The organism is Variovorax paradoxus, from assembly GCF_022009635.1.
Lineage (GTDB): Bacteria > Pseudomonadota > Gammaproteobacteria > Burkholderiales > Burkholderiaceae_C > Variovorax.
This window is the reverse complement of sequence record NZ_CP091716.1, coordinates 562,603-573,967: the sequence shown is the minus strand read 5'-3', so window position 1 is coordinate 573,967 and position 11,365 is coordinate 562,603. Positions and strand designations below refer to the sequence as shown.

Here is an 11,365-nt window from a genome sequence, read left to right as displayed (position 1 = left end):
CCTCGTTCCCCAGTCCAGGAGCTGACAAATTCGGCTCCATCCAGGAGCCCAGAATGATCAGCCCAAAGCAGTTTTCCTCTCTCACACCACCAGGCACCAACCCCAAGCTCCTGTTCGTCGGCGACCCTCATGGCGACTTCGAGCCCGTGATCGCCACGGTCGATCGTCTTCGGCCCGAGGCGATCGTGCTGCTGGGGGACATCCAGGCGCGCCAGCCTCTACACATCGAGCTGGGCCCGATCCTGGACCTCGCCGAGGTCTGGCTCATCCACGGGAACCATGACACGGACTCCGATGCCGACTACGACAACCTGTGGGGATCGAAGCTCGCCGACCGCAACCTGCACGGGCGCATCGTCGAGATCGCCGGGTACAGAGTCGCAGGTCTGGGAGGCATCTTCCGCGGCAAGATCTGGGATCCGCGGCGCCCGATCAACGAAGCGGCATGCGTCTCGGCCGACGCGTTGCGTCGGTCCATGCGCCGCGAAGAGCGTTGGCGAGACGGCATTGCCCGCCGGCATCGTTCCACGATCTTCCCTGACGACTTCCAGCAACTGCGACGGAGCGCGCCCGCCGACATCCTGGTGACGCACGAGGCGCCGTCGGCCCATCCACACGGCTGCAAGGCGATCGATGAACTCGCCGAGACACTTGGCGTCCAACTGGTGGTCCATGGTCACCACCATCAGAACATCGACTATCTCGCCGAGGGGATGCAGACCGCCGCAGGACCATTCCGCGCCTTCGGAGTCGACATGGGTTCGCACCTGGCGTGGCCGCTTGATGAGACTGGGTTGAGAGGTACTCCACGAGACTTGCTGGATCTCGCTGCTCAGGTGTTCGGCGTAGAGGCCCAAGCCTGGCTGGACAAGCCGCACGAATGGCTCGATGGCCAAACGCCAGCAGCCTTAGCTGCCGGAGGCAGTTCGGACAAAGTGCGTTCGATGCTCAACGCCATTCAATACGGTGGTGTCGTATGAGGACCGCCGCGACGCTGTTCCGCGCCTTCAGCGTCGACCTGGGCTCGCATCTGGCTTGGCCACCGGATGAGAATGGATGGGGAGGTCCGGCGTGATCCTGTTCCTCGACTTCGACGGCGTGCTTCATCCCGAAGGGGAGGATTACATCCTCAACGGCGGCGCAGACTTCTGTTTCTTGCCACGCCTGGAGGCGTTGCTGCGCGAGTTCCCGTTCGTGAAGATCGTGATCAGTTCATCCTGGCGCGAGCAGCTTCTCTACAAGACCTTGCTGAAGCCGTTCTCCAGCGACATCCGGGCCCGGATTCTTGGAGCCACGCCGCATTCGGGCTTCGGCCTTCCGCCGCCGTACGGGAAGCGTGAAGGAGAAATCATTGCCTGGCTTCAGTTCCACGATGCAATCGACGAGTCCTGGGTTGCGCTCGATGACGCCTACTGGCAGTTCGACCACTGCAAGGACCATCTGGTGGCGTGCGGTTCGTTCACCGGCTTCGACGACAAGGCCAGTGCCGAGCTTCGCACTCACTTTGAAGAGGCACTCCGATGAAAGTGCTGGTTCTTTCCGATCTTCACCTCGAGTTCCCACCCTTTGAGGTAAGCGAGCTGAGATGATCTTGTTTCTCGACTTCGACGGCGTGCTGCATCTGGACGGAGAGGGACACCTGCCCAACGACGGCACAGATTTCTGCTTCCTGCCGCGCCTGGAAGAACTGCTGCGCGAGTTCCCGCATGTGAAGATCGTCATCAGCTCGAGTTGGCGCGAGCGGCTTGCCTACCAGACACTCCTCAACCCGTTCTCTGAAGACATTCGGGTTCGAATCATTGGTGCGACACCACCCCGCGAATTCGGCCTTCCCCACCCATTCGCCCATCGCGAAGGACAGATCCTCGCCTGGCTGCAACCTCACGACGCGATCGATGGGCTCTGGGTGGCGCTCGACGATGCCGAATGGCAGTTCGACCGCTGCAAGGACCACCTGGTCGTCTGCGGCTCGTTCGTCGGTTTCGACGACAAGGCAAGTGCCCAGCTTCGCACGCACTTCGAAGGAGCACATCGATGAAAGTACTGGTTCTTTCCGATCTTCATCTCGAGTTCGCTCCCTTCGAGCCGACGCCTGATGTCGAGTTCGATGCCGTCATCCTCGCCGGCGACATCCATTCGCCGGCCAAGCGCGCAGTTCAGTGGGCGATGGACCGCTTTCGTGGCAAGCCCGTGATCTACCTGCTGGGCAACCACGAGTACTACGACGGACGGCTGGACACGACACTGGCCGAAGCGCGCCGCGAAGCCGAAGGCAGCAATGTCCATCTGCTCGACGGCGACGAGATGGTGATCGACGGCGTGCGCTTCCTCGGCGCGACCCTGTGGACCGACTTCGCGCTCGCCATCGAGACGCCCGAAGGTCCGATCAGCGATGTCGCACGGGCCATGAAGATGGCGACCAATCTGCTGAACGACTACGCGCTGATCCGCACGGTCGACGAGTCGGCGGAACCCGATACATGGCGCGACAAGCAAGGACGAAAGCTTCAAGCCGCCGACACGCTGCAGATTCACCAGGGGCAACGCGCCTGGCTGCGAGACAAGCTTTCAGAATCGCTCGCTGGACCGACGGTGGTTGTGACGCACCATGCGCCGCATCGCGGTTCGCTCGCGCAGCGCTACGCCGACGACTGGTCCTCGGGTGCGTTTGTGAACGAACTCCCAGATGCCTTTTTCGATGTGCCCGTGCTTTGGGTGCATGGTCACACGCATCAGCAGTTCGACTATCGAGTCCGCTCCTGCCGCGTCGTGAGCAACCCGCGAGGTTACGTGAACTGGAGCGGCAGGATCGAGAACAAGGCGTTCGATCCTGGCCTAGTCATCGATCTGAAGTCTCCCACCGGGAGCAACAACTGGTGAAACTCTTCATCATCTCCGACCTCCATAGGGAGTCGAGACCTCGTTGGCTTGGGACACCAAGGCTCACGCCAGATCACGGATGCTTCATCATTTTTGATGCCGAGTCCTCCCAAGACGTTTCGAGAGCGCTTGCAATGCGGACGTGCTGCGCAAAGCAATTTAGGTCTTGCAGTGCAGGGGTAACAGAGCCTCGCTAGGTATGTATGCGTGCTAAGAAGGCCCGACGGCAGAGGCGCGGCACAATGCGTGCATGCCAAATATCGCCTCGATCCTTAAATCTGAGATCTCCCGCGTTGCTCGAAAAGAAGTGCGTGCGGAAATCGAAACGCTCAAGAAGGCATCGGTCGCGCATCGCGCGTCGATTGCCGAGCTACGTCGCCAAGTGAATGCGCTCGAGAAAGAACTGCGCCGTGTTGCGAAGGAGGCAACGCGCCCCGCCACGGCGACTGATCCGGGCCATGAAGCGGCAGCAGGTATGAAGCGCCGATTCAGCGCGACCAGATTGGCGGCGCATCGTACCAAGCTTGGGCTGTCTGCATCGATCTATGGACAGCTGGTCGGTGTGTCCGGACAAACGATTTACCACTGGGAGCAAGGCAAGGCACGGCCGCGGGCGGCGCAGCTCGAAAGCCTTGCGGCGGTGAGGGACCTCGGTGCACGCGAAGTTGCGGAACGCCTAGCCACGCGATAGTGCTGCGCTGCAGCAAGAGTAAGGCGGCAGGATTCGAACCTGCGCGACACGATAGCTCCTCGAGAGATTCGCATTGAGTGGCAGTAGATCTGAGTTCATTTGCATTTATCGACGTTGCTTACAGCAGCTGAAGCGCCCAAGTCTCGGATCGAGTAGTTCTGGCATCGAATCCGTGCAGGGCAAGGCTTGGGATGCCGCACGTAAGATCGGATGGACTCAACGCAGCAAGAGAAGGGAAAAGATGATGACTACAGTAGGCGCAGCGACCCGGCAAAGGATCACCGAAATTGCGGCGATGCTGGACAACCATCGAATCAACGACGCCTACGACACGCTGCTTTTGCTGTTAAAAGACACCCCAGTTTCGGTTGTAGCTTTGATAGCCCCCGATCTTTCCGGTCTGATCGAGCGCTTCTATAAGCAGAGGAAGAGGCTGCTTACGGAAGCGCTATCCGCGCGACTGGCGAAGTTTCCGGCAATCCGTGTAGTGGCATCCGGAGCTCTCCACAGCGCAAAACCTCCGATGATGCCGGCACTTAGATTGCCGTTGCAGCAGGAGTACGCGTTGCTACTAAAGGAGCTCGGGGAGCGCCACATTTTTCAGTGGGCGAACCAGTATCGTGACGCGCTCCAATTCATTTTCGGAAAAACTTTAAACGAGCTCGGTCATGCTGCGCAGTGGCACGCCGAAGTTGATGGGATCGGGGAAGAGTTCGCGGTTCACGCACAAGACATCTTCACGCGAGGGTTCTCGTTCCAGGTCGGCCGTGGCTTGTCGCCAGAGGTCGCTGAAATCAAGAGCATCAGCGGCCTGCAGAACTTCCTTTACTACGTGGTGTTAATTTTCGCGGAACACCGCGATGTTCAATCTTCCAGAGACGCACAGCTTGTTTGGGGACTCGCATCGTGCGTGCTTACCGGAATCCTGCGCGGTTACGGAAGATCGAGGTTTGGACAGCGCTTAGGGTGGACGCTGCTGCAGCGCAATCTGCGAATTTGGCTTGCGCCCTTGGGTTTCTGTCGTGGTGGTGATGCGTTAGCCCTGCTGGATGAATTCCCGGCTTCTGACCGCGACAGGGACCTCTACATCACGATCTTGCCGACGCTTCTGGCACTAGAGAGCCTCGCTAATCGCTTTCATCGCGAGGAGGTCTTTCTTCCCCGGCTATGCCGCGTTTCGGTGTTGGAACCGCCGCGTCTAGACATCACATTGTCATTGCGGCGCGAAGGAGTCAGCCATGAAACCCTCGTCTCCACGTTCTTCAGCGGCATTGTTGAGCACGAGTTGCCGATCAGCGATGCTCTATCCCTGCACGCGGTTGTCGTTGTCGGGCAGCTCGGCGAGAAGGTGAGGTCATGGGTCGACCTTGAACGCGAGGCGAGGATCCTGGATGCGAAAAACGTGACGGTCGATTCGGGGCAAGTTCAGGAGTTCTCGGAACTCGTTTACGCACAGCTCGAATCACAAACGAAGGCCTATGTGGAGGCCAGCGATCCGACATTGATGACTCGAAACTACGCGAGTGAGTTTCCGCTCGATGATCCTGATTTCAGACGACAGTTTCTTGTCGAACGTCACAGTGTCAAGCGGCTGCTTCAGCAGATTGAGGGCAGCAATGGGATTCATCTTTGGTGCAGCATACGTCGGTCTGGCAAGACGACTGCGGCGAGCACGCTTGCAGACCCGCATGGTCGATCAGTCGTTGTGATGCAATCGATGGATCAGCTTCCGAAACAGCAGCTCGAGCAAAACATCTTCAAGCGACGGTTGAAGGAAGCGTTCAAGGCAAGGGAGGAGATAGAGCCTGACTTCTTTCAGAGCATCGTGGACGAATGCGTTCTGGCCACCACAAGCAACGAGGCTCCGCAGCGTCGTGTCGTCTTCATTCTTGACGAGTATGAGACCCTGTTCGGCATCGTGAACGCCTATGTCAACGACGAATCTGGACTCAAATTCAAAGTTGCGCTTCCTCTCCTGAGCCAGATGGTTGCCTTCGCGACCAAAAACCTATTGATCTTCATGGGACAGCGTCCTGATGCCTACTTGATCCTGTCGGCACAGAATCAACTTAGCCCCTTGGTGAAGCAGTACAACTTTCCGCTCTTCGATCACATTGAAGGAGCCGCGGATACCGAGTTCACTCAGCTGTTAAAGCGCGTTTTGACCGACAGACTTCCCTTCCATCCGTCGTTCTCGAGTAGTGTCTACGAGGAGACCTGTGGTCACCCCTATCTAACCGTGAACCTCATGGTCGATTTTTGTGATTGGTTAATCGCGAACAATCATCGAATGGACGGAGAGATATTGGATTCGACGCACTTCGTCAATTTCGGCAAGGAGCGACTGGTGGCGGCAAAGCTCAAGCGAAGTCCTCGCTATGAGTTTTTCAACCACATGCTCGCTGAATACCTGAGCGAAAGTGGGCGAACGCAGGAGCCGTGGCTTTCTGCAATCACCAGCGTCCTTCAAGAGATTGCGCGCAAGCATCCACGTGCCTTCGCCTGTCCGATCAACAATTTTGAAGCTCTTGCAGCTCCATTCGGCGCAGCTACGCGGATGACTCCCGCGCGGCTACTGACGAGCGGATCCCTTGCAAACTTCCTGCAAGATCAGGGAGGAAACGTCAAGCCAGGTGTTCGACTACTGGCTAGACTGGCCGGGTCGGCGGCGCCGAACATCAATTGAGTAAGACATGGAATACACACCAGACCGCATCATCGAATTGGTTGCTGGGATTGATTGGAAGGTCGGAAATGTTCTTCGCATTTTTTGGGTTCGATGCTCCATGACCCCGCGGGCAGAGCTTGCCGACAGCGTGCGAAGGGTTGTTGACGGAGAAGCGGTCGTTCCCCTCGTGGTGCGAGGCCCCACATTTCTTAGCGCGAATGCGGTCCTCGCTGATGTCCACGAAATCTTCGATGACAACAAATCCGAGTTTGAAAAGCTTGAGGGCAAGACCGTGCGTCGAATAACTGCTTTGCTTTTGGCGAAGGACGATTTTCGAATGCCTCAAGGAGGCTCTCCGATAACGCTGCCGGACTGGTTCCCGTTACTACCGGGGCGGGAAACGTTCTTTCATATCGCCGATCTCGGCCTCGCAGCTGAGGAGAAGATGCTCGACTGCGCCGATGCTCGAATAGAGCAAGTATCCAAGCTGACGTTTGAGCTCGAGGCCTCGCTTGTTGGGCGGCTGAGTTACTTGCTGGGACACAACGGCACCGCGCTGCAAAAGTTCGTGGACACGGCCCACGGAGGACCGGTGATCGATTGCGCTCGGGCGCTGAATGACTATCAGCGTAACCTCGATGCCGTGCTCGACCAATGGAAGTACCGACCGAACGCGGCGACCGATGCAACGTCGCTCATTTCCAGACTGCTGAAGCTGACATTGAACAGTTCTCCAAAGCAACTTGGCGCCTTTGCCAAGATTTTTGCCTCCTGCTTCGATACTCCAGGTCAACCTAAACTGAAACCGACCTTCTTCGCTGCAATGCTTAGACCTGCAGCGAAGATGGACGATGCAACGGCTAGTTGGCACGCAATCATGCTGGCGTTCTATCAAGCTTATCAACTCATGAATGGTGCCGCACATGCCGGTGAGTACCCACGGTACTCCGTGGCACTTCAGTTTGCTAACTCCGTGAACCTGCGCACATTTTTGCTTGAAGCTCGCGAGCATGTAGATTCGTTAGCATAGATAGAAGAAGTCGGTTCGATGTCATTGAGGGAGCTTGCACGGCAAGAGATCGACACACGAGCCATCACTCCCAATGGACCGTCTCGATGCCTTCTTTGCCGAAGAGCTTCGAACCTGCTCTTCGACCGGATGCAACCGCGCGCGGCCCTCCATTTGTTCCAACTGCTTCTGCCGCTCGGCGATGGCCAGCTTCTGCGCATCGTCGCCATAACGGTAAACGCTGAATGTCTTTTGCAGGAGCTGGCCGGGCGCAATATAGGTATGTGCCGACCACTGGAGCGGTAGGCCGTCAGGGCCCAACACGCAAGTGACGCCCACATTCAGGGAGTCCAGCGGGCGAATGCCCCATGCCGATGCGATGCCAAGCATCCCGAAATGGCTCGGCATCGTAGTCTTTCGCTTCGAGCCAGAAGCTCCCGGCGCCGGACTTCGCGCAGTGCGAAAGTCGGCGCACCTCCTCGGGGAACAAGACGAACGCTTGGGGCTTCGTCGCGATCCGATTCACGATGATCCAGAAGTCGCCCATCACCTTCGACAGGGAAGCACCAACTGGCACAGCATCACGTTTGCTCAGCGACTTGACCTGGATACCGATGTACCGCGATGCAGAAGCGTCGTAGGCGACGATGTCCACGCCACGGGCATTTCGCGCCGTCGGCATGACGTTCCAGCCGCGCAACGATAGTTGGAAGCAGGTGAAGTACAGCCCCACGTTCCCCGTGACCTGCGGATCGAGTCTGACCTGCTCACCTGCCATCGTCGTCTTCCCTCATGCCTTGCTCCTTTCAACCTCGAAATCGCCATGAAACGGTGGCTTGTTACGCCTTGTCGGATCAATGTAGCGGACGTGACCCACAGTTGCCATCGTGCTTCGCTTCACATCTCCATTCGGACTTGACGCTGCGAGAGTCCGAGGCGCTCTCTCGTTGAGGGCATGGGAATTCGCTTGGCAACGAAGTTGCTACGATGCTTTTCTATTCTCCGCCGCATGCGCCGACTAGCACCGTTGCGTGTGCATACTGCTCGACCACCGTGGCTGCACGAGGTCAAGACCAACTTATCGTCGCGTCAACGGAACCCGAGGAAACCAGCATGCCCAGCCGACAGACCATCCAAGTTTTTCAGGACCTTCACATCTCGGGCGGTGCTGCCCTCGACCATCCCGGGCTCCGCAACGCGCTGATTGGTTTGGCTCAGCCGCCTTGGAGCTATCTGAAAGACGATGCATCAGGTGAGCAGCAGTCCCTAAGGTTCAAGCGTGCAGCTTCCGAAGAGGTCAAGGCGGCAGTGGTGGTGTTGTGGCTCACCAGGGATGGGTACAAAGTGAGCAACGTGGTGCCGGTCGAGGTCGGCCAGCTTGACTACGCGGAATACAACCGAGTGCTGAACGCTTTCCTCAAAGAAATTGCCGAGCCCGCAGCCCATCAGATCGGATATGCCTCGTCGCTCTCTGAACCCGAACTCCCGATCTCCGCATGGCTGGGAGCCATTGGAGCCGAAGCGTTACGCAAGTTCTCCGCAATCGCCAACAAATCGACAGGTTCCGGTCATCCTGCTGATGAAAAGCGGTGGATGGAATTCTTGATCGAGGCGCATCGCCACGACGCAAAGTTGGACGGCTCGACCCTAAGGCGCTGGCTGATCGAAGTCGAGCAGTGGCCGGATTCCGTCGCCGAGCGCCTGACGGGGGAGTACGACTTTGCTCTGGACCTGCTCAAGCAATACGACAAGTGCAAGTAATGGCCCTGCCCGCTGCGGAGATTGCGCGCCTCGTTGACTTGGCTGCGCCGGTCCTATGCTTGGACACATGCTCAATTCTCGACATCATGCGAGACCCAAACCGGGACACGATGCATGCCCATCATGTTAGTGCCGGGATGGGATTGCTCGCAGCGGTCGAATCGAAAACCATCCTTGTCGGTCTGATCGCCACGCAAGTGCAGCTTGAACTTGTCGAACACGTAGATCACGTCCAAGAAGAGGCCAAGGACGCCATGGCGAGACTCGGTGACCGGGTGAAGCGCATCGACGCCATCGCATCCGCTCTTGGCGCAGTTGGAAGCACCGATCTTTCTCATTTGGACGATCATGTGGTTCGCGCTCGCGCAGCGGTGGATCGCTGGGTTCTTGCGGCGCTCAATGTTCCACAATCCAACGACACGGCTGGAAGAGCGTTGTCTCGGCTGAACCAAGCTCAAGCGCCAGCGCACAAAGGCAAGGATTCGATGAAGGATTGCGTTGTCATCGAGACTTACTTGGAAGCGATCCGGGACTTGCGGGAGGACGGGCTCACGGCACCCGTGGTCTTCGTCTCGTCGAATACGAAGGACTATGCCGAAGCGCCCGGTTCCCGACTTCGAGCTGAGCTGGCCACCGAGTTCGCGCCGCTCAATATCGAGTACGCGTCAACATGGGATTTGGCAAAGCACATTCTCGGTGTCTGAGTTCCGGAGCATCGGCAGCCGTGCTCGAAGACGCCACATGCTGTGGCCTGCTAAGTACGCAAACTTATCACCGACGAGTCCTCTTCACGACCCGCTGCCTCACTGCGGCTTGAAGATCCGCCACGGAACCCAGCAAGTCCTCCACGGAGGCGTCCTCAAGTCTGTTGTGAAGGTGCTTGATCTCGCCGGCCAGCTTGGAAGACAGCAAGCTCGCAAACACCTCGTCCCCTGGCGCCGAATCACGCATGCTTCTGTTGATCAACCTCAAGCCGGCCGTCGTCAGCGCATAGAACTTGCGACCCTCGGAAGGTGAAGGAGGAGGCATCGCAGGGTCGAAGACGATCGGCTCGATCAGACCCTTGCGTTGCATCGTCGTGAGTTGCGTGATGACGCGCGTCTGGGGACACATCATGAGTGCCGCCAATCGCTTCGGGCTCATCGCTGAGCGCTCCCCCACGGACGCGTGCTTCTCGAGATGAAACCCGATGAGCCACTGGGTTGCGTTAAGCCCCGCTCTGCCGGCAGCCTCCGAAATGAAGCGGTTCGCGAGCTCTCCGATCGCCGCCAATCGGGGCAAAAGCAGGGCGTGACAAGAAACGTGCACCGGTTCAGGTTTGGTCGGAGAAAGGGGCGACGAGGGGTGACAAAGCACGACGGGGGGCGATTCCGCACTTCTGCAACACCAGCGTGATTTTTTATTTTGCCTCTGGGGCTCGTTAACACGCAGCGAAGCCTAACTCAAAAATGAGTTGGAAATCTTGGGCTTTGTATGCGGGGACAGATTTGCTCCGCGCAGTCCTACTGCACGGAGTAAATCCATGTCCGATTTCGGCTGATGCGCACCGTCGGCGGCCTGTTTTTGCGACTTTTCACAGGGGGCCGCCTCGCTCATCATGGCGAGATGACTTCGAATCAGATGGATGTAGCGCCACCTCAACCAGCGCAGTGCGCGGGCGCACACAGGCATGCACAGCAGCAGCGCATCGAGGCTTTTCTGATGTCGCGTTACGGGCCCGTGCTGGATTCGCCAGCGCTGGCCGAGGTACTGCGCTTCAAGACAGTTTCAGCGCTGGAGAAAAGCCTGGAGCGCGGGCATCTCCCGATTCGCTGCATGGACACACCGCACCGGCGAGGGACGTATGTCCTCGCCGCGGATGTCGCCGCCTACCTGGTGTCGGCAGGTACAGGATCAAACGAACCGTAGCCAGATCAGCTTGCCTTGAGTGCAGGTGATCGGGCAGGAAAGGAGCACGAGAAGAACCCGAAGCATTGATTGACCACTGATGGCAGAAGGCCCATACGCAGCCTAGGAACTACGTACGGGCCTTTTTAGGTCTGCGCTGCACTCACACAACGCTGACTCTACTGCCACTGGCGCGAGGTTTCAAGACCTTCGTGCTGGGGAGGCGTTCGTCTTCAATTTGGTCGTGATCTGTCCGACTGGGTCGGCGCAATACGTAGCACTGGTGCCACAGCACCGACGTGTGCGTCTGCGCGTCGACCGGATGGACGGCTGTCGCGGGTCTTCCCATGCAATGCGCCTGAAAGGGCATTTTTTGCAAAAGAGGAAGTCAATGAACCACCCCATGCCCCATCTGCTGCCATCCCGGCAGCGCTGTTGCGAACAACAGCCGCGCTCCGCACGCGGCGCC

12 protein-coding genes are annotated in these 11,365 nt (G+C 58.3%); 10 read left to right on the top strand and 2 right to left on the bottom strand.

Annotated features, from left to right (window positions below):
- The first annotated feature begins 53 nt into the window (after positions 1–53).
- From L3V85_RS02875 to L3V85_RS02845, 7 genes are all read left to right on the top strand, one after another.
- Positions 54–980, top strand: a complete 927-nt coding sequence (locus L3V85_RS02875; protein WP_237677920.1) for a metallophosphoesterase — start codon at positions 54–56, stop codon at positions 978–980.
- 91 nt (positions 981–1,071) lie between these two features.
- A complete protein-coding gene (locus L3V85_RS02870) occupies positions 1,072–1,524 on the top strand; it encodes an HAD domain-containing protein (RefSeq protein WP_237677919.1) in 453 nt (150 codons plus the stop codon).
- A 61-nt stretch (positions 1,525–1,585) separates the two neighbouring features.
- Entirely contained in the window at positions 1,586–2,038 is a 453-nt protein-coding gene (locus L3V85_RS02865) for an HAD domain-containing protein (RefSeq protein ID WP_237677918.1), read from the top strand.
- Entirely contained in the window at positions 2,035–2,880 is an 846-nt protein-coding gene (locus L3V85_RS02860; protein WP_237677917.1) for a metallophosphoesterase, read from the top strand. The genes L3V85_RS02865 and L3V85_RS02860 overlap by 4 nt, the downstream gene beginning before the upstream one ends.
- Before the next feature lie 250 nt (positions 2,881–3,130).
- A complete protein-coding gene (locus L3V85_RS02855; protein ID WP_237677916.1) occupies positions 3,131–3,571 on the top strand; it encodes a helix-turn-helix domain-containing protein in 441 nt (146 codons plus the stop codon).
- Positions 3,572–3,743: 172 nt separating this feature from the next.
- A complete protein-coding gene (locus L3V85_RS02850) occupies positions 3,744–6,257 on the top strand; it encodes a hypothetical protein (protein WP_237677915.1) in 2,514 nt (837 codons plus the stop codon).
- 7 nt (positions 6,258–6,264) lie between these two features.
- Positions 6,265–7,269, top strand: a complete 1,005-nt coding sequence (locus L3V85_RS02845) for a hypothetical protein (RefSeq protein ID WP_237677914.1) — start codon at positions 6,265–6,267, stop codon at positions 7,267–7,269.
- Between the two features lie 289 nt (positions 7,270–7,558).
- On the opposite strand, the gene L3V85_RS02840 is transcribed toward L3V85_RS02845, so the two are convergent.
- Positions 7,559–8,026 (bottom strand): hypothetical protein, encoded by a 468-nt coding sequence (locus L3V85_RS02840; RefSeq protein ID WP_237677913.1) that lies wholly within the window; start codon positions 8,024–8,026, stop codon positions 7,559–7,561.
- A 335-nt stretch (positions 8,027–8,361) separates the two neighbouring features.
- Between L3V85_RS02840 and L3V85_RS02835 the strand changes: the two genes are divergently transcribed.
- Positions 8,362–9,009: a hypothetical protein gene (locus L3V85_RS02835; protein WP_237677912.1), complete on the top strand. Its 648-nt coding sequence runs from the start codon at positions 8,362–8,364 to the stop codon at positions 9,007–9,009.
- Complete coding sequence (locus L3V85_RS02830) at positions 9,009–9,713, top strand: PIN domain-containing protein (RefSeq protein WP_237677911.1); 705 nt, start codon at positions 9,009–9,011, stop codon at positions 9,711–9,713. The genes L3V85_RS02835 and L3V85_RS02830 overlap by 1 nt, the downstream gene beginning before the upstream one ends.
- Before the next feature lie 67 nt (positions 9,714–9,780).
- Here the strand turns inward: L3V85_RS02830 and L3V85_RS02825 are convergent, their stop codons facing one another.
- Positions 9,781–10,152, bottom strand: a complete 372-nt coding sequence (locus L3V85_RS02825; protein ID WP_237677910.1) for a hypothetical protein — start codon at positions 10,150–10,152, stop codon at positions 9,781–9,783.
- 396 nt (positions 10,153–10,548) lie between these two features.
- On the opposite strand from L3V85_RS02825, the gene L3V85_RS02820 reads away from it, so the two are divergent.
- Positions 10,549–10,917 (top strand): hypothetical protein, encoded by a 369-nt coding sequence (locus tag L3V85_RS02820; RefSeq protein ID WP_237677909.1) that lies wholly within the window; start codon positions 10,549–10,551, stop codon positions 10,915–10,917.
- The last annotated feature ends 448 nt before the right edge of the window (positions 10,918–11,365 follow it).

What these genes read in the sequence shown, in the direction of transcription:
- L3V85_RS02840 (WP_237677913.1), bottom strand. Translation starts at nt 8,026, where the DNA reads ATGGCAGGTGAGCAGGTCAGACTCGATCCGCAGGTCACGGGGAACGTG.
- L3V85_RS02835 (WP_237677912.1), top strand. Translation starts at nt 8,362, where the DNA reads ATGCCCAGCCGACAGACCATCCAAGTTTTTCAGGACCTTCACATCTCG.
- L3V85_RS02830 (WP_237677911.1), top strand. Translation starts at nt 9,009, where the DNA reads ATGGCCCTGCCCGCTGCGGAGATTGCGCGCCTCGTTGACTTGGCTGCG.
- L3V85_RS02825 (WP_237677910.1), bottom strand. Translation starts at nt 10,152, where the DNA reads ATGAGCCCGAAGCGATTGGCGGCACTCATGATGTGTCCCCAGACGCGC.
- L3V85_RS02855 (WP_237677916.1), top strand. Translation starts at nt 3,131, where the DNA reads ATGCCAAATATCGCCTCGATCCTTAAATCTGAGATCTCCCGCGTTGCT.
- L3V85_RS02845 (WP_237677914.1), top strand. Translation starts at nt 6,265, where the DNA reads ATGGAATACACACCAGACCGCATCATCGAATTGGTTGCTGGGATTGAT.
- L3V85_RS02875 (WP_237677920.1), top strand. Translation starts at nt 54, where the DNA reads ATGATCAGCCCAAAGCAGTTTTCCTCTCTCACACCACCAGGCACCAAC.
- L3V85_RS02860 (WP_237677917.1), top strand. Translation starts at nt 2,035, where the DNA reads ATGAAAGTACTGGTTCTTTCCGATCTTCATCTCGAGTTCGCTCCCTTC.
- L3V85_RS02820 (WP_237677909.1), top strand. Translation starts at nt 10,549, where the DNA reads ATGCGCACCGTCGGCGGCCTGTTTTTGCGACTTTTCACAGGGGGCCGC.
- L3V85_RS02865 (WP_237677918.1), top strand. Translation starts at nt 1,586, where the DNA reads ATGATCTTGTTTCTCGACTTCGACGGCGTGCTGCATCTGGACGGAGAG.